18 protein-coding genes and 1 pseudogene are annotated in these 23,631 nt (G+C 59.5%); 7 read left to right on the forward strand and 12 right to left on the reverse strand.

All coding sequences use genetic code 11. The features are described from left to right. Positions 1-102: 102 nt before the first annotated feature. The 11 genes and pseudogenes from BPHYT_RS36985 to BPHYT_RS00525 form a co-directional block, all read right to left on the reverse strand. Positions 103-411: pseudogene (locus BPHYT_RS36985) on the reverse strand (DNA topoisomerase); the annotation flags it as partial. Positions 412-446: 35 nt separating this feature from the next. Further along, positions 447-3,131 carry an excinuclease ABC subunit UvrA gene (locus BPHYT_RS00480; protein ID WP_012431199.1) on the reverse strand — a complete coding sequence of 895 codons (2,685 nt, stop codon included), beginning with the start codon at positions 3,129-3,131 and terminating at the stop codon, positions 447-449. 57 nt (positions 3,132-3,188) lie between these two features. Then, positions 3,189-4,502, reverse strand: a complete 1,314-nt coding sequence (locus tag BPHYT_RS00485; protein WP_021163354.1) for a replication-associated recombination protein A — start codon at positions 4,500-4,502, stop codon at positions 3,189-3,191. Positions 4,503-4,550: 48 nt separating this feature from the next. Then, positions 4,551-5,870, reverse strand: a complete 1,320-nt coding sequence (locus BPHYT_RS00490) for an NAD(P)/FAD-dependent oxidoreductase (protein WP_012431201.1) — start codon at positions 5,868-5,870, stop codon at positions 4,551-4,553. Positions 5,871-5,888: 18 nt separating this feature from the next. After that, positions 5,889-6,719: an S-formylglutathione hydrolase gene (gene fghA, locus BPHYT_RS00495; protein ID WP_012431202.1), complete on the reverse strand. Its 831-nt coding sequence runs from the start codon at positions 6,717-6,719 to the stop codon at positions 5,889-5,891. A gap of 68 nt (positions 6,720-6,787) precedes the next feature. Continuing rightward, positions 6,788-8,128: a DUF3422 family protein gene (locus BPHYT_RS00500; RefSeq protein WP_012431203.1), complete on the reverse strand. Its 1,341-nt coding sequence runs from the start codon at positions 8,126-8,128 to the stop codon at positions 6,788-6,790. A 184-nt stretch (positions 8,129-8,312) separates the two neighbouring features. Continuing rightward, complete coding sequence (locus BPHYT_RS00505; protein WP_012431204.1) at positions 8,313-8,711, reverse strand: VOC family protein; 399 nt, start codon at positions 8,709-8,711, stop codon at positions 8,313-8,315. A 51-nt stretch (positions 8,712-8,762) separates the two neighbouring features. Next, positions 8,763-9,872, reverse strand: a complete 1,110-nt coding sequence (locus BPHYT_RS00510) for an S-(hydroxymethyl)glutathione dehydrogenase/class III alcohol dehydrogenase (protein WP_012431205.1) — start codon at positions 9,870-9,872, stop codon at positions 8,763-8,765. Positions 9,873-9,926: 54 nt separating this feature from the next. Beyond that, positions 9,927-10,202: a formaldehyde-responsive transcriptional repressor FrmR gene (gene frmR / locus BPHYT_RS00515; RefSeq protein ID WP_012431206.1), complete on the reverse strand. Its 276-nt coding sequence runs from the start codon at positions 10,200-10,202 to the stop codon at positions 9,927-9,929. Positions 10,203-10,395: 193 nt separating this feature from the next. Next, positions 10,396-12,006, reverse strand: a complete 1,611-nt coding sequence (gshA, locus tag BPHYT_RS00520) for a glutamate--cysteine ligase (protein ID WP_223274403.1) — start codon at positions 12,004-12,006, stop codon at positions 10,396-10,398. A gap of 357 nt (positions 12,007-12,363) precedes the next feature. After that, on the reverse strand, positions 12,364-13,578 hold the full coding sequence (locus tag BPHYT_RS00525) for a glutathione-independent formaldehyde dehydrogenase (RefSeq protein ID WP_012431208.1): 1,215 nt from the start codon (positions 13,576-13,578) through the stop codon (positions 12,364-12,366). A gap of 598 nt (positions 13,579-14,176) precedes the next feature. On the opposite strand from BPHYT_RS00525, the gene BPHYT_RS00530 reads away from it, so the two are divergent. Continuing rightward, positions 14,177-14,371: a hypothetical protein gene (locus BPHYT_RS00530; protein ID WP_012431209.1), complete on the forward strand. Its 195-nt coding sequence runs from the start codon at positions 14,177-14,179 to the stop codon at positions 14,369-14,371. 50 nt (positions 14,372-14,421) lie between these two features. Here the strand turns inward: BPHYT_RS00530 and BPHYT_RS00535 are convergent, their stop codons facing one another. Further along, positions 14,422-15,486: a GlxA family transcriptional regulator gene (locus tag BPHYT_RS00535; protein ID WP_012431210.1), complete on the reverse strand. Its 1,065-nt coding sequence runs from the start codon at positions 15,484-15,486 to the stop codon at positions 14,422-14,424. Between the two features lie 96 nt (positions 15,487-15,582). On the opposite strand from BPHYT_RS00535, the gene BPHYT_RS38970 reads away from it, so the two are divergent. The 6 genes from BPHYT_RS38970 (at position 15,583) to cydB (ending at position 23,604) form a co-directional block, all read left to right on the forward strand. Further along, entirely contained in the window at positions 15,583-15,888 is a 306-nt protein-coding gene (locus BPHYT_RS38970; RefSeq protein ID WP_223274402.1) for a VOC family protein, read from the forward strand. Positions 15,889-16,654: 766 nt separating this feature from the next. Further along, positions 16,655-17,596, forward strand: a complete 942-nt coding sequence (locus BPHYT_RS00545) for a LysR family transcriptional regulator (RefSeq protein WP_012431211.1) — start codon at positions 16,655-16,657, stop codon at positions 17,594-17,596. A 244-nt stretch (positions 17,597-17,840) separates the two neighbouring features. Then, on the forward strand, positions 17,841-19,877 hold the full coding sequence (uvrB, locus tag BPHYT_RS00550) for an excinuclease ABC subunit UvrB (RefSeq protein WP_223274401.1): 2,037 nt from the start codon (positions 17,841-17,843) through the stop codon (positions 19,875-19,877). A gap of 829 nt (positions 19,878-20,706) precedes the next feature. Further along, positions 20,707-21,051: a DUF3422 family protein gene (locus BPHYT_RS00555; protein WP_223274408.1), complete on the forward strand. Its 345-nt coding sequence runs from the start codon at positions 20,707-20,709 to the stop codon at positions 21,049-21,051. A 152-nt stretch (positions 21,052-21,203) separates the two neighbouring features. Further along, on the forward strand, positions 21,204-22,592 hold the full coding sequence (locus BPHYT_RS00560) for a cytochrome ubiquinol oxidase subunit I (RefSeq protein ID WP_012431214.1): 1,389 nt from the start codon (positions 21,204-21,206) through the stop codon (positions 22,590-22,592). 4 nt (positions 22,593-22,596) lie between these two features. Continuing rightward, positions 22,597-23,604: a cytochrome d ubiquinol oxidase subunit II gene (gene cydB, locus BPHYT_RS00565; RefSeq protein ID WP_012431215.1), complete on the forward strand. Its 1,008-nt coding sequence runs from the start codon at positions 22,597-22,599 to the stop codon at positions 23,602-23,604. The last annotated feature ends 27 nt before the right edge of the window (positions 23,605-23,631 follow it).

Consider the following 23,631-nt stretch of genomic DNA (forward strand, 5'->3'; position numbering starts at 1 on the left):
GGGCGTCGTTTGTGCAAGATGCCTGAGGGAGACCCCCACCGCTACATCACGCAAGCTGCTCAAAACGCCCCGAATTCCCATCGATTTACGTGCTCACGCTCATTCCTGCACGTCCAGGCCGAACTGCCGGGAGCAGACCTCTTGCAGCGTGCCCAAGTCGAACGGTAGCGGTGGACCTTCACGCACGCGCCCGGTCTCGACGCTGATCACCTGGGCGGAGTCAGCCGCGCGGATACGCTCGACTGCCTGCTGCACGACGGGCTGCTGCAAGCAGCGGCCGGCGCCGTCGGTACAGCCCTGCGGCGGTTGCCAGTGCGCGATGAAGGAAGCACCACCTGCGGACAGGGTGACCTCGATCGCCCAAAACGGAACGGAGACAAAACGCGCGATCTCGCGGTCGCGGTCGAGAATCGCGAGACCGCTGGATCTGCAGGTATGGACGCAGGTTATCCCTGTCTCCGGCGTCCGTGTTGGACATCCGTTTCGGTGCGTGCCAGTTCCTGGGCGAGAAAAGGCGCTGTCCGGCTATCCGGCACCTGTGCCACCTGAGGCGGGGTGCCGGCGGCCACCACGCGGCCCCCGGCATCGCCCGCGCCGGGTCCCACGTCGATCACCCAGTCGGCCTGTGCCACGGCCCGCATGTCGTGCTCGATCATCACCACGGTATTGCCGGCATCGACCAGGCGCTGCAACTGCACCAGCAGCCGGTCGGCATCCGACGCATGCAGCCCGGTGGTCGGCTCGTCGAGCACGTACAGGCTGCGTCCGCGCTGGCTGCGCTGAAGCTCGGTGGCCAGCTTGATGCGCTGCGCCTCGCCACCGGAAAGCTCAGTGGCCGGTTGTCCCAGGCGCAGATAGCCCAGTCCGATATCGCGCAGCAGTTGTAGTGGCCTTGCCACAGCGTCTTCACCCGCAAAGAATTCGCTGGCTTCGTCCACGGTCATCTGCAGTACCTCGGCGATGTTGCGGTCTTTCCAGAGAACCTTCAGCGTGGCCTCGTTGTAGCGTGCACCATGGCAGGTCGGGCACGGCGCGTACACGCTGGGCATGAACAGCAGCTCTACGCTGACGAAGCCTTCGCCCTCGCAGGTTTCGCAGCGCCCCTTGGCCACGTTGAACGAGAACCGGCCAGCGTCATAGCGGCGGCGGCGCGCATCGGGGGTGGCGGCGAACAGCTTGCGCACATGGTCAAACAGGCCCGTGTAGGTGGCCAGGTTCGAGCGAGGCGTGCGCCCGATCGGCTTCTGGTCCACCTGCACCAGACGCTGCACGGCATCCACGTCACCGGCCAGATGACCGCCGGTGACCTCGATCACCGCTGGCCCTTCACCGGTTCCGCTTTCCGCCGCATCGTCTTCAGGCTCGTGGCCCAGGTGCAGCAGCACCAGTTCCGGCAGGGTCTGCGCGACGAGGCTGGACTTGCCCGAGCCGGAGATGCCGGTGACGGCCGTCAGCACGCCTAGCGGAATGCGCGCATCCACGCCATGCAGGTTGTGGCGGTGGACGCCCTGCAACTCCAGCCAGTCGCTGGCTTCGCGTGCCCGGCTGCCCGGCGCGGGGATCTCGTCGAACAGGTAGCGCGCGGTACGCGATTCGGCGATCTGTCGCAGGCCGTCCGGCTCACCGCTGTACAGCACGCGGCCGCCACGCTCCCCAGCATCCGGCCCCACGTCCACGAGCCATTGTGCGCGGCGCATCAGGTCCAGGTCGTGCTCTACAACGAACACCGAGTTGCCCGCGTCGCGCAGCCTGTCGAGTGCGTCGTACAGAGCCTGACTGTCGGCGGGGTGCAGCCCCGCCGAGGGTTCGTCGAGTACGTACACGACGCCGAACAGCAGGGAACTCAATTGCGTGGCCAGCCGCAGGCGCTGCAACTCGCCGGCCGAAAGCGTCGGCGTGGCCCGGTCCAGCGTCAGGTAACCCAGGCCCAGCCCGCGCAGTTGGCGCAGGCGTGCCATCACGCCACCAGCCAGCCGCTGCGCTGCAAGGCGCTTTTCTTCCGACAGCGCGGAGGTGCGACGCACGTCAGGCGACACCGAATGGACGGCGCGGCCGGAGGCCGCGCGTTCGGCGCGGTCACGCCGGGTCGCTTCCCTGTCCGTACCCGCGCCCGCCACATGGGCGCGGAAATCCCCCTGGGCGATGGGTTCGAGCAAGGCTGCCAACTGGTCCAGCGGCATCTGCATGAACTCGCCGATGTCCACGCCGGCGAAGGTGACCGACAGCGCTTCGGGCTTGAGCCGTTTGCCGTGGCAGGTGGGGCACGGCTTGCCTTCCATGAACCGGGAGACGCGCTTTCTCATCAGGGCGCTCTGGGTGTTGGCAAAGGTGTGCAGCACGTAGCGCCTGGCGCCGGTGAAGGTGCCCATGTAGCTCGGCTCCAGCTTGCGCTTGAGCGCGGCGCGGGTTTCAGCGGGCGTGAAGCCCGCGTACACCGGCACCGTGGGTGTTTCTTCGGTGAACAGGATCCAGTCGCGATCTCTCCTGGGCAGGTCCTTCCACGGCCGGTCGACGTCATAGCCCATGCTGACCAGGATGTCGCGCAGGTTCTGCCCTTGCCAGGCGGGGGGCCACGAGGCGATTGCACGCTCGCGGATGGTCAGGGAAGGATCGGGCACCATGATGGCCTCGGTCACCTCGTACACATGGCCCAGACCGTGGCAGGTCGGACATGCTCCCTGCGGCATGTTGGGCGAAAAATCTTCGGCGTACAGCATCGGCTGACCGGCCGGGTAGGCGCCAGCACGCGAATACATCATCCGCACCAGGCTGGACAGGGTGGTTACGCTTCCTACCGAAGAACGTGCATTGCTGGCGCCGCGTTGCTGCTGCAATGCGACCGCCGGTGGCAGGCCGTCGATCGAATCGACGTCGGGCACGCCGGCCTGGTCGATCAGGCGCCGCGCATAGGGGGCCACCGACTCGAAGTAGCGCCGCTGGGCCTCGGCATAGAGGGTGCCGAAGGCGAGCGAGGACTTGCCGGAGCCGGAGACACCCGAGAACACCACCAGCGCGTTGCGCGGGATGTTGACGTCAACGTCCTTGAGATTGTGTTCGCGCGCGCCCCGCACCTGCACGAGGCCGCTGGCTGCGGCGGTACAGGAGGATTCACCGAAAGAAGGGTTTGGCATGTTTTTATCCTGTAATTCGTGAGGTGGCAATGGGGCGGAATTCCGGATGGGGATCGGTCAGGCGTCCGTCCCCCGCGCCGCCGCGTCGTCGAGCGAGCGCATAAAGGCAAGCCGTTCCCCCATCGTGCGCTCGGCACCTCGGTCCGTTGGCTGATACCAGTTCGGCCTGGTCACACCCTCCGGGAAATAGGTCTGTCCTGCGGCGTAGCCGTTGGGCTCGTCGTGCGCGTAGCGGTAGCCTTCCCGGTATCCCATCTGCTTCATCAACTTCGCCGGCGCATTGCGCAGATGGAGGGGCACAGGCTGGGAGCCACTGCTTTTGACGAATGCCTTCGCCTGATCCCAGGCGGTGTAGGCAGCATTCGACTTGGGTGCAAGGGCGAGATAGGTCACCGCTTGAGCAAGCGGTATCTCGCCCTCGGGAGAACCCAGCCTCTCGTAGGCTTGCGCGGCGTTGAGTGCCAGTTGCAATGCCAGCGGATCGGCGTTACCGATGTCTTCGCTGGCCATCACCACCATGCGACGGGTCACCTGGCTGACGTCTCCGCTGCCGTCGAGGATGCGGGCCAGCCAATACAGGGCTGCATCCGGGTCGGAGCCACGCAACGACTTGTGAAAAGCCGAGAGCTGCCAGTAGAACTCGTCACCGCCTTTGTCGAACCTGCGCAGCGACGGACTGGTGGACACCCTGGCGAATGCTGCGTCGACCACCGCCTTGCCAGCACCCGATGCAGCATTCGTCACCTGCTCAAGCAGATTGAGGAAACGCCTGCCGTCACCATCGGCGAAGCCCTTGAGCAGGTCCAGCGCGTCGGCGTCCAGCGTAACGCCCTGGAGATGCGGTCGCGCGCGTTCATAGAGCTGCTGCAGTTCGTCGCCGGACAGCGGTTCGAGGGTATAGACCTGTGCACGCGAGAGCAGTGCGGAATTGACCGCCAACCCGGGATGCTCGGTGGTACCCCCCACCAGAGTCAGAAGTCCCGACTCGACATGGGGCAGCAAGGCATCCTGCTGCGCCTTGTTGAAGCGATGGATCTCATCGACGAAAAGCACCGTCGATCGACCATGGTTGTCCAGTTCAGCCTGGGCCTCGTCGATGGCTTGCCGGATGTCCTTCACCCCGGCAAGCACGGCCGAGATGGCAATGAACCGGCTGTCGGTTGCACTGGCGGCCAGACGCCCCAGGGTGGTCTTGCCCACGCCTGGTGGTCCCCAAAGGATGAACGAATGCAGCTTGCCCGCCTCGAATGCGAGGCGCAGCGGCTTGCCGGCGCCCAGCAGGTGCCGCTGCCCGACGAATTCGTCCAGCGTCCTGGGACGCAGGAGTTCGGCTAAGGGAGGCTTGGGTTTGGTCGTGAACAGATCGGTCAAGTTCATCTCCCTGGCATTTTTGCGAATTGTTTCGATAACGTGAGCGCCTTAATCCAGGTGGCCGGATTTACCCAACGTCATGGACGCTGATGTGCGATCTCTGTCGGTGCTCGCACGCATGATGATGCGGGAGCCCCGATAGCCGATGCTGTGGTTCCATACCCAACTCAAGGCGACGCTCAGGCGATTTTGCGTGCCGATCAGAAAGTAGATATGCGCAAGCTTCCAGATCCACCACGCAAAGGCACCACGCAGCTTCACCCGCCCCATATCAATGACCGCCAGGCTGCGGCCGATGGTGGCCAGGTTCCCCTGATGCCGGTATTTGAAGGGTCCGTCAACGGGCTTGCCCTTCAGGCGCCGTCCAATGAGGCTGGCGACGTACTTGCCTTGCTGTTTGGCCGCCGGGGCGATGCCCGGTACAGGCTTTCCGTCGGGCATGGTGCACGAAGCCGTATCGCCGATGGCGAAGATCTCCGGGTGGCCAGCCACCGTCAGGTCAGGCCCAACGACCACCCGGCCAGCACGATCAGACGTAGCGCTCAACCAGCGGGCAGCGGGAGACGCCTGGACCCCGGCGGCCCACACGATGGTCCTGGCCGAAAGAGGCGTGCCGCCGTATACCACGCCCTCGGCCGAGCACCCGGTGACTGGCGTACCCAGTACGACCTCGACGCCGAGCTTCTCGAGCGCCTGGCGCGTATAGGCGGAAAGATCCTCCGGGAAGACGGACAGCAGACGCTGGCCAGCCTCGATCAGTACGACACGCGACGTGCTCGGGTCGATTGAGCGAAAGTCGCGTGCCAGCGTGTCTCGCGCAAGTTCGGCAATGGTTCCGGCCAGTTCGACCCCGGTAGGGCCACCACCGATGATGACGAACGTCTGCAGCGCAGCACGCTGCTGAGGATCGCTCGTGCGCTCAGCTTCTTCGAAGGCAGCGAGGATGCGTCCTCGAATGGTCGTGGCATCTTCCAGCGTCTTCAACCCCGGTGCGAAAGGCTCCCACTCGTCATGCCCGAAATAGGCATGGGTCGCACCTGTCGCGAGCACGAGCGTGTCGTAGCTTTGCCGCGAACCATTGTTGAGAATAACCTCGCGCGCGTCCTGATCGACACCCTCCACTTCGGCCATCAACGTGTTCACTTCGGGTCGATTGCGAAAGAGATAGCGAATAGGCCAGGCGATCTCCGAGGTCGAGAGAGACGCCCCCGCAACCTGATAGAGCAAGGGTTGGAACAAGTGATGATTGCGCCGATCGATGATGGTCACGTCGACCTCGGTGCCGGCAAGCTGGTTGGCAACTTCGATCCCACCGAAGCCGGCTCCGATGATGACGACGTGATGCCGGTTTCCAGAGGTCTTTATCATGACCTGATCTCCTTTCGCTCAGCGGTTCAGCGCTGATGCATGGTGTGCAATATGCTCGCCAATGAAGCTGGCAATGAAGTAATAGCTGTGATCGTGGCCCGGACGCAGATTTAGCGTCAGCGGGTGACCCGTCTCTTCGCATGCTTTGCGCAGCAGTTCGGGGCGAAGCTGGCTCTCGAGGAACTCATCGCTCAGGCCTTGCTCCACCAGCAATGGCAAACGCTCCTGGGCGGTGCGAATCAACTCCACGGTGTCGTACTGCTTCCACGCTTGCTGATCGCCGCCCAGGTAAGCCGTGAAGGCTTTGTGTCCCCAGGGCACCTCGGTGGGGGCGACGATGGGCGAGAAAGCCGACACGCTCCGATAACGGCCCGGATTGCGCAGAGCGATGACCAGGGCGCCGTGTCCGCCCATGGAATGGCCGCTGATGCTGCGTTCCGCTGTCACGGGAAAGTGAGCCTCTATCAGCGCCGGCAACTCCTGCACGACGTAGTCATACATCCGGTAGTTCGCAGCCCAGGGAGCCTGGGTTGCATTGACGTAGAAACCCGCCCCTTGTCCGAGGTCGTAGGCAGGATCATTGGCAACGCTTTCGCCGCGAGGACTGGTATCCGGTACGACGACGGCGATGCCATGTTCGGCCGCGTAGCGCTGGACTGCGGACTTGGTGATGAAGTTCTGCTCGGTACAGGTGAGGCCCGAAAGCCAGTACAGCACCGGCACTTTGCCGTGCTGCGCCTGCGGGGGCAGGTAGACACCGACCTTCATCGTGCAGCCGAGTGTCGTGGATTCGTGTTGATAGACGTCCTGCCAGCCATCAGAGCTGGCGTGATGTTCGACGCGTTCCATGTTGTTCTCCTATGTTCAAACGAATGGCGCTGCAATCGCGCGCCAGGATGGCTGCCCCTCAGGGCCCCTCAGGAAGACTTTTCTTCCGCTGCCGGATCGCCGTGGGCGTGTCTGATCCTGCGCACGGTCCACCAGATCGCCAGCATGACCACGGGCACGAGGATCGCAACCGCGGAGTCGGGTTCCACGATGTCGTGAATGCCGGGAATGCCCTTCACGACATCGCCAAGAAGATTCACGACGTAGTAGGAAATTGCCGCGACCGACAGGCCTTCGACCGTTTGCTGAAGGCGCAATTGCATCTTCGCCCGGTTGTTCATCGACGCCAGCAGGTCCCGGTTCTGGCGTTCGAGTTCGACGTCGATCCAGGAGCGCAGAAGCGAGATGGCCCGATTCAGCTTGTCGGAGAGCTTGGCCTGACGCTCCTTCACGGATTGGCATGTCCGCATCGCCGGGGCGATGCGGCGCTGCAGAAAATCGCGCCAGGTGCAGTACCCGGACACAACCTCTTCCGAAAGCGCCTCCAGCCTTTCCTCAACGATCTCGTAGTAGGCGCGGCTGGCACCGAAGCGATAGAGGTTTGCCGCAACGCCGGCTTCCAGTTCAGCCGCCAGGCGGGTCAGTTCGGCAAGAAGAACGTCGCTGTCGCGTCTTCCCACCAGACTCGTACACATCTCGTCGGTGATCGCCGCGAGTCGCGACTCCATGCGCCGCAACTCCGACGTCATCGACCGTGTTAATGGCAGGGACAGCAACGCCAGGGTCCGATAGGTCTCGGTCTCCAGAAGGCGTTGGGCCAGCGCGCCTGCGCGCGTCGGGTTCAAATCGCGTGAGAGGATCAGGATATGCGTCAGACCGTCCTCACCCTGGCGGAAGTCGGTCAGGATGGCGGCAGAACCATTCTCCACCAGCGAGTAGCACAGACTGGCAGGATCAAAGCGATCGGCCTCCTTCTCCGTTTCCGGCGTCCATGGAAGCAGTCTCAAACGTATGCCGGATACGACCGGGCCGGGAGGAACGAAGCCGTGCCTGAACGGATTTTCGCCGCATGGCTCTCCGGTCTCGGGATCCAGCGCGGCACACCAGAGATACGTCGAGAACTCGGTGTGTTTTTCGCAGTGCAGGTCTCCCTCATCCCATGTCAAGCCGTGAAGCGGCGTAGCGTGGTCGGGCTCGGCAACGCCGAAGCGATGAGACAACTCGCTCATCGCTGCCTGGTCCCTGGCGGTGTCTCCTTCGGTCATGAAGGCGAACTGCAATATGCCGCGGGGGGCCTGAATCAACAGATGCGGGCGCGCATGCACTTCACCCACGGCTGCAGCACGATCAGCATAGGCCGGCATGCCGTACACAGTGGCGGTCGAGGCGGGTTGTGCGGTCGTCATATTGATGTTGGCCAGCTCTTTCATAACGACCTCATTTCCCATTGGCTGAAAAGCATTACGCTTTGCGGTAAATGCCCGCAGCCGTGCACTTCGTACACGGCTGCGGGCCGAGCCTCGTGAGCCGGCACGCCCTATCCGGTTTGGCTAATGCGCTAGCCGAATAGAGGCTTGTGCCGGCTCCTTTGGAAGACTCTCAGCGTCCTTGCTTTCAGACGAAGGTGTACGAGCAAACCTTGTTGCCTGCCGGATCACGCAGGTAGGCCGCATAGGCACCCGGCAGGTGACCACGCGGGCCAGGCTGGCCCTCGTCGGTGCCGCCTGCGGCAAGGCCGGCGGCATGGAAGGCATCCACTTCGGCGGGAGTGGCGGCGGCAAAGCCGACGGTCACGCCATTGCTGGACGGCGCTTCACCGTTGCCCGGCCGGGCAATGATGAAGGCCGGCTTGTCGCGACCGTAAAGCACCCAACCACTGCCGAAAGGACCGAGGTTCTTGATGCCGAGAGCACCCAAAGCGGCGTCGTAAAACGCGACCGACTTCTGAACGTCGGCGGCGCCGAGAAAGACGTGCGAGAAGATGCCGTCACCGGAAATAACTGGAGTGGACATGGAGAGTTTCCTTGATGTCTGGTGTTGAATGGATAGTTCGTGATCCGTGAATCAGTAGTGGATCACCGTGCGAATCGACTTGCCTTCGTGCATCAGATCGAAGGCTTCGTTGATATCGTCGAGACCCATGGTGTGGGTGACGAACGGGGCGAGATCGATTTCGCCTTTCATTGCGTCTTCCACCATGCCGGGAAGCTGGGTGCGGCCCTTGACCCCGCCGAAAGCGGAACCCTTCCAGACACGGCCCGTGACCAGCTGGAACGGACGGGTCGAGATTTCCTTGCCGGCACCGGCAACGCCGATGACGATCGACTGCCCCCAACCGCGGTGAGCCGCTTCCAGTGCGGAACGCATGACGTTGACGTTACCGATGCACTCGAAGGTGTGGTCGACACCCCAGCCGGTCATCTCGATGAGGACCTCCTGAATCGGCTTGTTGTAGTCCTTGGGGTTGAGGCATTCGGTCGCGCCGAATGTACGGGCCAGCTCGAACTTGGCCGGATTGGTGTCGATGGCAATGATGCGACCCGCCTTGGCCTGGCGTGCGCCCTGAATCGCAGCGAGACCGATACCGCCGAGGCCGAAGATGGCTACCGAGTCGCCTGGCTGCACCTTGGCCGTGTTGTGAACGGCGCCGATACCGGTGGTCACGCCGCAACCGAGCAGGCACACGTGCTCCGGGTTCGCGTCCGGGTTGATCTTGGCCAGCGATACCTCGGCGACTACCGTGTATTCGCTGAAGGTCGAGCAGCCCATGTAGTGGTAAAGCGGTTGACCGTTGTACGAAAAGCGGGTCGTACCATCGGGCATCAACCCCTTGCCCTGGGTCGCGCGAACCGCGACACAGAGGTTGGTCTTGCCGGACTTGCAGAACAGGCATTCGCCACATTCGGCGGTGTAGAGCGGAATGACGTGATCGCCCGGCTTCACGCTGGTCACGCCTTCACCCACCTCCATGACGATGCCCGCGCCTTCATGGCCCAGCACGACCGGGAAGAGACCTTCGGGGTCATCACCCGACAAGGTGAAGGCATCGGTATGACAAACGCCGGTGTTCGTGATCTTGACGAGCACTTCGCCCTTGCGCGGCGGCTCGACGTCGATCTCGACGATTTCCAGCGGCTTTCCGGGCCCGAAGGCAACTGCTGCACGTGATTTCATGATGTCGCTTCCTTTACTGAGTTGAATCTTCAGGACCCGCCGCCGTGGCGGGGGCTAACGAAGATAGGACCGTACGATAGAGATCGTTTCATCGATGGACTTCTTCTGCGAATCGGTCGTCGTTCCACTATCCGGGAACTCCTCTCGCAGATGGCTCTCCAGCACAGCTGCCATCAAGCCGTTGACTGCACCCCGGATGGCTGCCAGTTGCTGAAGAACGGCAGCGCATTCGGCATTGTCTTCAAGCGCCTGTTCGAGAGCCGCTGCCTGCCCTCGGATACGTCGAACACGCGTAAGCGCCTGCTTCTTCTCTTTGGGGCTGTATGGCATGAGATCCCTTCCCGGGTGGTAGTGTTCACATACTATACTACCCAATAGTATCTAGTGCAACTGAAACGATTTTGAAGACCGACCGGAGTCATGCGCAACCACCATCGAGTTCGAAGACGGAACACTCCTGCGCGCAGGCGCCCTCCAACCCTGCGTACCTGACGTAATTGCCCAATCCCGGACGCCGGCAAAGTTAGATCAGGGTCGCGTGGTCACCGGAGAGCGACAGGAGACTCCCCTGAAAGGCGCCCACAAATGCGTCGAAGCCGCTCGCCTGTTCTTTTTCAAGGCGCGCCTGTTCGGCCCGCGATGCGTCCGCTAACGCCCTGAAGGCCATAAGCCTGTCAGCAGGCAGCGGACGCTTGCGGAAAGACTCCGCATGAAGCCGGCTTTGATCCATCGCGAAGCGGTTGAAACTCACACCGCGCTCGCTCATTGTCGCCAGCATCATGCTCGAGGGCGTGAGCGACGGATCGTTGACCTTCGCGCTTTGAGCCGCGAGGGCTTGACGATGGCTGCCGCCACCCTTTGCACAATCGAGCATTTCAGCCAGTGGCGCGATGTCGGCGAGCAATTCGTTGGACCAATCTTTCAGATAAACAGATTGGGCTCCACGCTGCAATACCAGTCCCGGACGACGACCTTCCCTGGCTACGGTGAGCCCATTGGCAACCCCTTGCGCAAATTCTCCGTCACGCAAAAGTGGGCTCTCACGCAAGGCGCAGAACAACAGGAACGCATCAAGGAAATGCGCCTGTGACTCATCAATGCCCAACGGCAGGAAGGGGTTGATGTCAAGGCTGCGCACCTCGACATATTCCACCCCTTGGTCCTTTAGCGCTTCTACAGGCCGCTCTCCAGCGCGGGCGACGCGCTTGGGCCGGATGTTCGAGTAGAACTCGTTCTCACTCTGCAGAATATTCGTGTTGAGTTGCACCCATTCCGCCCCCCGATGCGTGCCAATCTGCCCATATAACGGATAAGGCGTGCCCATCGCCATTACCAGCGCGTCGATGTAGCCCGTCAGACTGTCGTAACAGGGCGCTAGGCTTGACTGGGCATGGCTCTGGTAGCCCAGATCACTCATCCGCAGGCTCGTGGCATGAGGGAGGTACAGGGTTTCACCGTCTAACCTCTCCAGTTCGTGGCGACGACCGCGCAGGAAGTCAGCGTTTACTGCAGGCGAGGCTCCGAACAGATACAGCAGCAGCCAGTTGTAGCGGTGAAAATTTCTGATCAGCCCCATATAAACCCAGGACTTGAGGTCGCGGTCAGTGCGTTCCCTGCGATTCCCACCACCAAGCAGCGGCCAGATCGCCTGCGGCAGTGAGAAGTTGTAGTGAATGCCGGCAATGCACTGCATGGTACGCCCGTAGCGCAGAGCGAGGCCTTTCCGATAGACGTGCTTGAGCCTGCCTGTGTTCGAGGTTCCATACATGGCGATCGGAATCTCTTCCTCGGCAGGCAGTGCACATGGCATGGACGAACTCCACAGGAATTCATCGCCAAGGTTTGCGTAGGTGGAACGATGCAGATCATCGAGGCTTTCGAGCGTTCGCACCGGATCTGCAAGCGCTGGAGTTATGAACTCCAGCAAGGATTCGGAATAATCGGTGGTGATTTGCGGATGAGTCAGCGCAGCACCGAGGCCACCGGGGTGGGGGCTGAGAGAGAGGTGTCCATCGCCGGTCACGCGCAGACATTCACGCTCTACGCCCCGGTGGCACGCATTGAACAGGTGGATGTGATCGCGCAGCACGTCGAGCCCAGGACGGAGTGGGGCGCTATACATGATCAGGTCCACGTGCGTATGCAACCGGTACGATTCGAAGATAGGCCACAGCAGAGGTTCCCTGGGTCAATAGGCTCTTCAACGGATGAAGCGAGCCGGCTAGCAAAATATGAAAACACTGCTGTGAGCCGCGTCGAAAGCTAAGGTACGGGTTACGGGAAGCAACATACCGTAAGCACATCTGCGACAGCCTCGTTTCGTATACTATACACCAGTATAGAACAAGGGAAGTCGGCAGATGTGAAATATTAAAAGCGGGTCACCCTTTGGAAAGTATTGGTCTCCTCATCCACGCAGCAATGCTTGCGCGACGGGTCATGGGGTTTTGAAATATCGACTACGGGATAAGAAACGTTTTTTGTTAGAACATTAATGCTTGACCGAACCGTGCGGGTCGATGACGTACTTGTACGCCGAACCGGCATCGAAGTCCTTGTACGCCTGCGGAGCATCTTCCAGCTTGATGAACTTGATGTTCATCATCGGGGTGAGATAGGGCATCCGGTCGTTCAGAATCGCTCTCATCAATGCCCGGTTGTAGTTCGCGGTAGGGGACTGGCCGGCCGCCATGCGCGGCGATTTGATCCATGCATTCGACCATTCCAGATCCATATGACCTGCCTTCGCTGCCGCGTCTTTGGAAATCGGATTCGCACAGTAAACACCGACGGTACTCGTCGTTCCACCGGCCCGGACATATTTCAGCATCGCGTTTGTGACCGCGTTCTCCACGATCTTGCCCGCGTCTGGACCGAAGCCGCGACAGTCGACACCGACGTAGTCTATGACGCGATCGACCTCCCGATGGCCGGTAATGCGCTCGAGATGATCTTCAATCGGTGTTCCGTCGGAGAGGTTGATCGTTTCAATACCGTGTGGCTTGAGAAGATCCAGCCGCTCCGGGATGAAATCGGCAACGACGATTGCCCCGGCTCCGAGCAGCTTCGCACACGCTGCGCCTGCCCGTCCTACCGGCCCGGCGCCGAAGATCAGTACATTCTCGCCCACGATATATGCTGGCGCTGCGGGCCAGTCTGGCGCGGCGAAACCATGAAAAGCGGTGGGCAGCACGTCGGAGAGAAGAGTCAGGTCGCGGATCTTCTCCATCGCTGCGTCCTTGTCAGGAAAGCGCAGGAGGTTGAAATCGGCATAAGGGACGAACAGGTAATCGCCCTGTCCGCCGGTCCAGCCGCCGAGGTTGAACCCATAGGCGCCGCAGTCGACGTCGGTATTCGTATTTTCGCAAACTTCGGAACGCATGTGCTTGCAGTTGTAACATCGGCCGCAGCCCACGTTGAACGGAACGGAAACGACATCGCCCTTTTTGATGAACTCGACATCCGACCCAACTTCGATCACCTCGCCGGTCATCTCATGACCCATCGTCATCCCTTTGGGCACCGGAAAGGAGCCTCGATAGATGTGAAGGTCGCTACCACAGATGTTTGTCGTGACGATCTTGAGGATCGCTCCGTGAGGTGCGCTTTTTCCTTGGGGAGTGATGAGTTCGGGGAACTTGAAAGTGTTAACTTTCATTTCCATCGGCTTTTCGAAAGTGACGATTCTGTTACCAGGTTGAGCCATTTCGCTTACCTCCTGCGTTAAGTGCATTAAGGTGCCGGTCGTAACAAATGACGGTCGTGACTTTGTGGTGCGATCCTCTGGAAAATAGACAGGTGCCAGGCTCGCGCATTCAAGGCCCGTTCCGAATTCGTTACTGGTGAAAAATCGCATCTTCGCCGCAGCAGGTCAAACTCGAAAATTCTATGAATTGATAGAACACATCGATCATCGCCCTTTGAACGGGCGATCAGGGTCACTGGGCCGGCGCGGATCGTGCCGTTTCGCGAAGCGGGCACGAGCGCATACACCGGCCAGCGCTCCATGAATTACGGGGCGGGCCGCGATTCCGGTCGCCCTGTGACGCCCGATTGTCCTGATGTGGGGGAGCTCTGTGCAGCCCCATCAGTTGCGGCGTCCCGTCCGGGCGCGTCAACCAACGTGCGCGGACCCGATTGCGTAGTCAGGGTTTGCACGCATCCAATTGATTCTTCGACGGGATTTCTGTCCAGAATCGTCCGCACTAATCCAATAAAGTGTTTCTTATCCTGCCGCTGATCGCGAACCAGCAACCACTCGCTCGAGTTTGATCCTGTGCGGCCTTCCAATGACGGAGTCGAAAATGAAAGCCCTGGTCAAAGCCCACTTGTTCCACCCCTCAGTCGTGCTGCCGCTCGCTGCCTTTACGGAACTTCTGGTCGAGCGTGATTTCAATCTGGGACAGGTGGGAATTATTGTCGCGGCGCGTAGCGCACAAGCCGTGGTATCGCGTTCCCGCTCGCTTCTCTGCTGCCACGGTTGCCACCCGGTTTGCTAAGGTAGCTCACCAGCGGGAACTTAATGTCGCTCCCCACGCAAGGGCATCGCTCATGCACTCTTCAGGCTACTGGTGCTAAAGCGTGCCCGATAGGCACGTGGCGTGAGCGAAAACTGACGTACGAATGCTTTGCGCATCTGCTCTTCGGTCGGGAAACCAACCCGCGAGGCAATCGTCTTCAGGGGCAGGTCGCTGTCGAGCAGCAACGTCGCGGTCCGCTCACAACGCGCACGAACCAGATAGCTGGCCGGCGATATTCCGACCTCCTCCTTGAACAGGCGGGTGAAGTTGCGAACACTCATTCCCGCCTTGTCGGCCATATCCTCCAACTGCAGGGGCTTGCTCAGATTGGACATCACCCAGCTCTGCACATCACGTATCTCCGGTGCAGCCGTCATCTGGCTGTTCAACAGATCGCTGAACTGTGACTGCCCGCCCGGCCGCTTCAGATAGATGACGAGATCCCGGGCTACGGTCAGCGCAAGGTTGCGACCGAAGTCCTGCTCAACGAACGCTAACGTAAGGTCAATCGCGGCAGTTACACCTGCCGAGGTCCACATGTTGCCCTCCTGGATGAAGATGGCATCTGCGTCCACCTCCACCGAGGGAAACCGCTGCTGCAGCAGGGTTGCAACACTCCAGTGGGTGGCAGCACGACGCCCACTCAATACGCCAGCGTTCGCCAGAAAAAAACTTCCCGAGCACAGTGCGGCGAAGCGCTTCGCTGAAGCTGCGCGCCGGCGACACCAGTCGACCAGCCCGGCTTCGCGCGCGACCGCTGTCTCGATGTCCAGCGCGCCAGCGACCAGCACCGTCGAGAGCGCCTCACGCTCCGGCAAACCAGCACTTGCCTCAAGCGAGATCAGCGTGTCCGAGGGAATACGTCCGGCCTGCGGCGCCACGATATGAATCTCGTATCGCCTCGAATCCCCCTGCAACGCCAGATGACGGTTCGCATAGCTGAGCACGCTGACCGGGCCAACCGCCTCCATCAACTTGAAGCCCGGGTAGATGACGAGATGCACCTGATGGCTGCCCGCCGACGCAGTGGCGCATCGAGAATCGGAACCGCCGGACTCTATGACGGGTTGACCGTCATGCAAAAGGGGAAACATTTCACGACTCCACGTGATTGACAGGAAGGAACTTGGCCAAAATCGTCCGTGACGTGCCAATAGACTTGGTCTTGCTGAATGTGCATAGACAGCCCGATGGCTTCGCTGACACGCAGTGGATTGCCAGGCTGCCCCGGACAGATCGCTTTGCAATCTCGCCGATTCGCTTACAACACCAGCACGCGGACCGACGGCACCAGTAGAACTTTGATTTCGCTACTTTCCTTGAGGAATAGGATTATCACCACTTTTACCCACGTCACGGTTGGCACCAACAACTTGCCCGAAGCACGCGCATTTTATGACAAGGTTCTCAAGACCCTGGGCTGGTCGCGTAGCGCAGATCTTTCCGGTGACATCGGTTCGATCTGGGCGACGGCACGCCGAGCTTCTTCGTCCTGAAGCCCGCCAATGGTCAACCGGCTAGCGTCGGCAATGGCGTCACCGTCAGCTTCAAGGCATCGAACCGTTCGGCAGTCAAGGCATTTCATGACGCCGCGCTGTCGCTGGGCCGCCCTGACGAAGGCGCGGTTGCTCCGCGTGGCTGCGCACCGAACGCTTTCGCTGCCTACACCCGTGACCCCGACGGTAACAAGCTCGCCGTCTACAGCTTCACGGCGGAATAAGTTGCTTAAAGCGTGAGTTTGGGAAGCGTCTCTGTTAGCCTCATTCAATCGACCTGGGATACGCGCGAGTTTCACAATCGCCTTTGTGATGATCTGGCCACACGACATCCATCTTCATGCCTTCGCGTAAAGGCAACCGTAGTCAGGGCGCCCGATCTTTCTACTTCCGGGAGCGATTCATACAACGGTTCCCGGGCGACTGCGCTGGCTAGCAGCATCCCTTCCGGAGTCATGCCGATCTGCGAATCGGCCATCGGGCTGTCGACACATCGCCAACAAAACCGAAGGCATAAGCCCGCTGGCAGCCATATAGCCTACGACGGAGCCGTCAGATTGACGTGACGGCCACGTCCAGCCATACGAAGATGTGCACTGTGGCGGGCTTCGTGGTCGCCGAATTGTATAGTCCTGAGGTGCAGGTTCCTCGCTTCCCAGCATTCCCCTCAATCGCCAAGAGGGAAATCACAGAAAATACGTGTACACAGAATGAGAGCTATCGTTGCCGAAAGGCGTTCCGCGGAAAGTCACCCCAAGAGGCATACGTGATCGTACGAAATTTCGAATACCTGATTGCCTTGAACCGCGAAGGCCATTTCGGTAAAGCAGCCAAAAGCTGCAATGTCTCGCAGCCCACCCTTTCCGCCGGTATCAGGCAGTTAGAAAAGGATCTGGATGCCGAGATCGTGCGACACGGCCAGCGCTATGACGGGCTAACCAAGGAAGGTATGCTGGTTTTGGCCTGGGCGCAACAGATGCATGACGACTGTAAAGGTCTCAAGCGGGACCTGTCGGCGCTTCAACATGATATCGAGGGCCAGTTCCGCCTTGGCGTACTACCCGGGACTTCTGCCGTTGCTCCCATTCTCAGTGTGGCGCTTGCTGAAAAGATGCCACTCCTGGAGCAATCTATCATTACCGGCAGTGCGCCCAGTTTATTTTCTGGCTTGAGTGACGGCGAGCTTGATATCGCGCTGGGATATCTCGACGACCTTCACGACAAGAGCCTGGATACCCATTTGCTCTATCGGGAACGAATCTTTCTTTTCCAGGCCAGTCGTCAAACGCGACCACGGAGTATCAAGTGGGATCACGTCGTAAAGCTGCGACTCTGCCTTCTGAACTCATCAATTCCAGAGATCGCTCAAGCCCAGTTGTCGCTGTGCGCCGGAGCGATCTATACGGACTCGGTTGATGTTCTCGCGGCGCATGTTGCCTCAGGGAGATATTCGACGGTGCTACCCCAATCTCTGGCAGCGCGGCTGAAACAGATTCCACACCTTCGGGCGCTTGCCATTACAGGACCGGGTTCTCAGGCGAGCGTCGGCTTTGTCGCTGCTAAACACCGCCTGAAATCCGACCCGCTGACTGCTCTGCTCGAGCTGGTTCACAGCCCGGAAGTCGTTGCGCCCATTCAAGCGCTTCTTGGCGTTCATCGGAGTCTACGTCCGAAGGCTGCTCAGGATAAGGGTGGTACGCCCAGCTAGGAGCGTGCGCCCGCGGAAACCCGAAGCCGTGTGACGGCCTGTCTCGGGATCCGATGGGCGTACACCCATCTACGGGATGCTAACCCCGGTGCTCGCTGGTGCGGCCTTAGGGGGCGGGGGGGCGGACAGCCTACCCGCGTGGCAGCGGTGCTATACACTGAGATCAGCCATTCGGGCGGCGCGCCGAAACGTTTCCGATGAGCCGGGTGCTTCCACGTCGGCCGGAAAGCGGTTCTGGATTAGCATGACCCCATTCGCCGGGATACTCTGGCTTCGCGATGTTCAACAGGGAGGTTTTCCAATGCCAACTGGTACTTTCATCTTGCACTCCGCCTATACTCCGGCAGGTGATCAACCCGAAGCGATAGCGCGACTGATAGAAGGTATAGAGGAAGGGGCGAAGCACCAAACCTTGAAGGGCATCACGGGTTCGGGCAAGACCTTTACGATGGCAAACGTCATTCACCGCCTCAATCGTCCGACCTTGATGCTGGCTCCCAACAAGACGTTGACGGCGCAGCTTTACGAGGAGATGAAGCAGTTCTTTCCTGAAAATGCGGTTGAATTCTTTGTTTCCTACTATGATTTCTTTCAGCCCGAAGTGTATATGCCGGGCAGTGATCGTTTTATTCAGAAGGACTCGGCGATCAATGATCATCTTGAACGCTTGCGCCTGTCCACGACGAAGTCTCTGATTGAACGTCGTGACGTGATCGTCGTCGCTTCGGTGTCTTCAATATATGGACTCGGGGATCCCAATGGGTATCGCGAACTGCAGATTGCGCTGTCTCGAGGAATTAGTTTCCGACCCAGGGAACTCATTCGTCGCCTCGTTCGACTGCAGTACGAGCGTGTCGAACGCACGCTCAAGCGCGGGACGTTCCGGGTTAGAGGCGATGCAGTTGACATCTTTCCGGCGGATTCTGAATATAGGGCCGTCCGCGTGGAGTTGCTCGATGATTCTGTGCAATCCGTTCACTGGATAGATCCTGCCACGGGAGCCCAATTGGGGGAAATTGATCATTATCTGGTTTCTCCGAAGACGCTTTTTGCAACACCCAGGAACAGGGTCAACTCGGCCACGATCAAAATACTCGCAGAAATGGAAGCGCGAGTTGCTGAGCTCAATAGCGAAAACCGGCTCGTAGAAGCGGATCGATTGTACGAGCGGATTACAGGTGATGTCGAAATGATGCGGGAGCTTGGCTATTGCCCCGGGATGGAGAACTATTCGTGTTATCTGAACGGCCGGGACCCTGCGCTGCCCCCAAACACCTTGCTCGACTATCTGCCAACGGATGGCCTGCTGTTTGTCGACGAGTCCCATGTGATGGTCCCGCAAATCTCGGCAATGTATAAGGGTGACCAGAGTCGCAAAGATACGCTGATCGACTACGGCTTCCGGCTGCCGTCATCAAAAAACAATCGTCCGTTAAGTTTTGAGGAATTTGAAAAGGTCAAACCTCAGACTATCTTTGTTTCGGCGACCCCCGGAAACTACGAATTGGCGATTTCGAAAGGCCGATTTGTTAGCCAAATTATCAGGCCGACCGGGTTGCTGGATCCAGAAGTGGAAGTGCGGACAACGGATGGATGTATAGACGATCTGCTCGTCGAGATAAAAAAATGCGTGAAAAACAAAAATCGGGTCCTGGTCACCACGCTGACAAAAAGAGCAGCCGAGGAGCTCAACGATTTTATGACAGAGCGGGGCATTCGTTCCCGGTATCTGCACGCTGACATAAAGACCGAAGATCGCATAGAAATTATAAATGGGCTTCGCGAGGGGGAATTTGATGTGTTGATCGGGATTAGCCTTTTGCGGGAGGGCTTGGATATCCCGGAGGCTGCTTTAGTGGCCATTCTCGATGCGGATCATGCAGGCTTCCTGCGCTCGGCACAGGCCCTTATCCAGATGATCGGCCGCGTTGCCCGCAACGAAGAAGGCCGGGCGATCCTGTATGCCGATGGCATCACGCCGGCGATGAAACAGGCAATGGATGAGACAGGCAGCCGAAGAAAGAAGCAGATCGAATTTAATGAAGAAAACGGAATCGTGCCAGCTTCGTCTGTGCGAAAGCTGGCTTCCGAACACGTTGAACCGGAAGAGAACGCTTCGGTTCATTCGGTGGCTTTCTGTAAAAATCTTTCAGACCTCTGTGACCAGATTACGAAAAAGGAGGAGAGGTTGCTTGAATTCACGGATGCTGGTGACGAAAAGAAAATTGAAGATACCCGCGATCAGTTGAACGGGCTTTATCGTCAATTTATCTTCATGTAGTCGCTGCTTTAACGAGGGTTGATATCGAATTTGGCGAGTGCCGGGAGGTGCTCGCCGACCAGGCGTGCCCTGCATAATCTCATAAGATCAGGCTACGCTTGCGCAGCCGGACATCTTCAGGATTTAGCTGGCCAGGGTCGGCACTCCCAAACACCCTTAGGACGTGCTCACTCGGCAGACTCGCCGTGGATCCGTGGCGGTTCAAACGGCACGATTCAGGCCACATGAATTGTCTAATGACCTGTCCGAAGGGCGATGATAGGTGCGGGCTATCAAATCATAGAATTTTCGAGTTTGACCTGTTGCAAGTTAAATGCGATTTTTCATCTTCTGACGAAGTCAGAACGGGCCGTTAATGTCGACGTGGATAGACATGTAGCGCATATGTAGCTCAAAGCGCGAAGGTCGACGTTCGGTCACTGACACTCCAAGGGTTGATGCTGGCTGCAATAAGCGAGCGCGGCGTGGGTTTCAACCGCTTCGCGGTGGATCAGAGCCAGCTTCATGCGTCCGTACTTCGTTCACATCAAGCTCTCGCCGCAACAAGGCTGGTCCGCGCCGGGCTTCGCAGCATTCGTGTCTTCGGGGATTGAAAGCGGCAACGCCACCTTCGTGCATGACGCCGGTCGACAATTGTCGGCAGGAACTCCAGCTGGAACCCTGCAACTGTCTGCCCCGGGCTGATGGATGCGCCGGCTATAAACGTAGCCAGGCAAAAAGGTACGTACCGCGAGGCCTGAGCGCTTCGCTTCGACGAAAAATCAAGGTCATCATGAACGAGCCAGTTCTAGCCAAAGCGGCCCAGCAGGCGTCCCCGACCGTATATGGCATGCCGGCTCACGAGGATCGGGCCGCGGCCGTCGGCGAGCTGCATGCGCGCCCGTATCCTCTCATTGCAGTTCCGCGAACCCTGCTGCAGTTCGCGTTTATGACCGAGGGGGATTTAAGCCGGGACTATGCAGCGATGGACTCCCTGTCGGATCGCCTGGGAATTGCTCCCCGGGCGCATGCGTCTCCACTGCATGACCTGAAGTCGGGCGAGGAAGATCGCCATTGCGAAATCCTCCGGGGAGCACCGGGCATTGGCAAGAGGAACCTGGGGCGTGGCAGCCCGGGTAATCAACAGTCCTCGCGGGAGTGGAGACGTCAACCAGATGACCCACTGCATGAGTAGTACATCCTCCTACAAGTCTGTGCCCGTTCACGTCGCGCGTGCGGCGGGAAGCCCGCCTTACCCGCTCGGGGTAGTACTGCCGGAGGACTGTTTTACCGGCCGGAATGTCTTGGACATGCAAATAAAGTCGTCACCAGGAGTTCAAAACAATCATGGATATCTTTGACGCATTCCATCTCGCCAGGCTGCAGTTCGCATTCACGGTTTCGTTTCATATCGTCTTTCCGGCAATCAGCATCGGCATGGCAAGTTTCCTCGCCGTTCTCGAGTGGCGCTTGCTGCTCACGGGCGACGCGGCTTATAAGGATATGTACCGCTTCTGGTCGAGAATCTTCGCGGTAGGTTTTGGCATGGGGGTGGTCTCAGGCGTCGTGATGGCGTACGAGTTCGGCACGAACTGGAGTGGCTTCTCGACGGTTGCTGGAAATATTACGGGACCGTTGCTGACCTATGAAGTCCTGACTGCGTTTTTTCTCGAGGCGGGATTTCTCGGTGTGATGCTGTTCGGCTGGAACCGTGTGAGCCCGAAGGCGCATTTCTTCGCCACATTGATGGTCGCGATCGGCACGCTGATTTCGACCTTCTGGATTCTCGCGTCGAACAGTTTCATGCAAACACCGCAGGGCTATGCAATACAGAACGGCCGCATTGTTCCCGTCGACTGGTGGAAAGTGATTTTCAACCCTTCGTTCCCGTTCCGTCTGGCGCATATGACGATCGCCGCCTTTATCGTGGCCGCCTTTATTGTTGCGGCTTGCGGAGCGTGGCACTTGTTGCACGGGCGGCGTGACGTACCGGTCAAACGCAGCTTTTCGATGGCGCTATGGATATTGCTTCTTCTCGCTCCGGTTCAGATCTTTGTCGGCGACGCACACGGTCTCAATACGCGTGAGTATCAACCCGCGAAAATCGCCGCGATCGAAGGGCTCTGGGAGACAGAGCACGGTGGCACCGCGCTCAATCTCGTCGGTCTGCCCGACATGAATGCCGAAGTGACGCGTTACGCCATCAAGGTGCCACATCTCGGCAGTCTGATTCTCACGCATAGCTGGAATGGCGAAATCCGCGGACTCAAGGAGTTCCCGCCGGAGGATCGCCCGTTCTCGCCAATCATATTCTGGACGTTCCGCGTCATGGCCGGTCTTGGCATGTTGATGCTGTTGACTGCCGTGCTAGGCCTCATACTCCGTCGCGGCGGGCGCCTCTACGAAGCGCGCTGGTTTCAATGGTTTGTGTTCTGCATGGGGCCGTCCGGCATCCTGGCTTTGCTCGCGGGATGGATTACCACCGAAGTCGGCAGGCAGCCGTGGACCGTGTATGGCGTCTTGCGCACCGCCGATTCGATTTCGCCCATCGGGTCACAGCAGGCCGGCGTTTCGTTACTGATCTTCGTCATCGTCTATTTTCTCGTGTTCGGAACGGGCATCTACTACATGCTCAAGATGATGAAGAAGGGCCCGGCGAGTGGTGTCGAAGGCACCGAATCGCTCAAATATCCGGGATTGCACAATCGCACGCTCGATGCCGTTGTGGGAGAGTAAGACCATGCAAATCGACCTTCCGGTTATCTGGGCTGCCATCATCGGACTCGGTGTATTCATTTATGTGATGCTCGACGGTTTCGACCTCGGTGTCGGGTTGCTATTCCCCTTTTTCGAGGGCAAGGGTGAACGCGAGGTAATGCTGAATACCGTCGCACCGGTGTGGGACGGCAATGAAACGTTTCTCGTGCTTGGGGGTGCCGCTCTTTATGGCGCGTTTCCCGTGGTGTATTCGACGCTGTTGCCTGCCAACTACATGCCGCTGATCCTCATGGTGGTGGGCCTGATTTTCCGCGGCGCCGCCTTCGAGTTGCGCGCCAAGGCCACGCGCACGCAGCACGCGTGGGATCTCGCCTTTATCGGGGGCTCGGCGCTCGCGGCAATGTGCCAGGGAATCACGCTCGGATCGCTCCTGCAGGGTATCAAGATCGTCGATGACAAGTTCGCGGGCGACCCGTTCGACTGGTTCTCGCCATTCAGCGTGTTCTGCGGCTTCGGCGTGCTGCTCACCTATGCGACGCTCGGTTGCGGCTGGCTGATCCTGAAGACGGACGGTGAATTGCAGCGCAGGATGCGCGAGGTAATGCGCCCGCTCATTGCCGTGCTGTTTCTCGCGATCACAATCGTCAGTCTCTGGACCGTGCTGGGCCTGCCTGCCGTGAGGCACCGCTGGTTTTTTAGCGGCAATCTCGGTTGGTTCCTGCCGGTGCCGGTTCTGGTCGTGCTCTGCGTGCTGGGCATCTATCGCTCGCTCACTCGGCGCCATGAAGCGACACCCTTCCTGCTCTCCCTGGCGATCTGCTTTCTCGGCTATACGGGCCTTATCATCAGCATCTGGCCTTACATCATTCCGCCGTCACTCACAATCTGGGACGCTTCGTCGAGCCACTCAAGTCAGTCCTTTGCCCTCGTGGGCACGATCATCGTGCTACCGGTCATACTCGTCTACAACGCCATGCAATATCGTGTGTTCCGTGGCAAGGTTCGCGAAGGGGATCATGGCTATCACTGAAGCGCGTGTGACTTCCTGGCGCCTGCA

Source organism: Paraburkholderia phytofirmans PsJN (genome assembly GCF_000020125.1).
In the GTDB taxonomy this organism is placed as follows: Bacteria; Pseudomonadota; Gammaproteobacteria; order Burkholderiales; family Burkholderiaceae; genus Paraburkholderia; species Paraburkholderia phytofirmans.

What these genes read in the sequence shown, in the direction of transcription:
- BPHYT_RS00480 (WP_012431199.1), bottom strand. Translation starts at nt 3,131, where the DNA reads ATGCCAAACCCTTCTTTCGGTGAATCCTCCTGTACCGCCGCAGCCAGC.
- BPHYT_RS00490 (WP_012431201.1), bottom strand. Translation starts at nt 5,870, where the DNA reads ATGATAAAGACCTCTGGAAACCGGCATCACGTCGTCATCATCGGAGCC.
- fghA (WP_012431202.1), bottom strand. Translation starts at nt 6,719, where the DNA reads ATGGAACGCGTCGAACATCACGCCAGCTCTGATGGCTGGCAGGACGTC.
- BPHYT_RS00500 (WP_012431203.1), bottom strand. Translation starts at nt 8,128, where the DNA reads ATGAAAGAGCTGGCCAACATCAATATGACGACCGCACAACCCGCCTCG.
- BPHYT_RS00505 (WP_012431204.1), bottom strand. Translation starts at nt 8,711, where the DNA reads ATGTCCACTCCAGTTATTTCCGGTGACGGCATCTTCTCGCACGTCTTT.
- BPHYT_RS00510 (WP_012431205.1), bottom strand. Translation starts at nt 9,872, where the DNA reads ATGAAATCACGTGCAGCAGTTGCCTTCGGGCCCGGAAAGCCGCTGGAA.
- frmR (WP_012431206.1), bottom strand. Translation starts at nt 10,202, where the DNA reads ATGCCATACAGCCCCAAAGAGAAGAAGCAGGCGCTTACGCGTGTTCGA.
- BPHYT_RS00525 (WP_012431208.1), bottom strand. Translation starts at nt 13,578, where the DNA reads ATGGCTCAACCTGGTAACAGAATCGTCACTTTCGAAAAGCCGATGGAA.
- BPHYT_RS00530 (WP_012431209.1), top strand. Translation starts at nt 14,177, where the DNA reads ATGAAAGCCCTGGTCAAAGCCCACTTGTTCCACCCCTCAGTCGTGCTG.
- BPHYT_RS00535 (WP_012431210.1), bottom strand. Translation starts at nt 15,486, where the DNA reads ATGTTTCCCCTTTTGCATGACGGTCAACCCGTCATAGAGTCCGGCGGT.
- BPHYT_RS38970 (WP_223274402.1), top strand. Translation starts at nt 15,583, where the DNA reads ATGGCTTCGCTGACACGCAGTGGATTGCCAGGCTGCCCCGGACAGATC.
- uvrB (WP_223274401.1), top strand. Translation starts at nt 17,841, where the DNA reads ATGACCCCATTCGCCGGGATACTCTGGCTTCGCGATGTTCAACAGGGA.
- BPHYT_RS00555 (WP_223274408.1), top strand. Translation starts at nt 20,707, where the DNA reads ATGCCGGCTCACGAGGATCGGGCCGCGGCCGTCGGCGAGCTGCATGCG.
- BPHYT_RS00560 (WP_012431214.1), top strand. Translation starts at nt 21,204, where the DNA reads ATGGATATCTTTGACGCATTCCATCTCGCCAGGCTGCAGTTCGCATTC.
- cydB (WP_012431215.1), top strand. Translation starts at nt 22,597, where the DNA reads ATGCAAATCGACCTTCCGGTTATCTGGGCTGCCATCATCGGACTCGGT.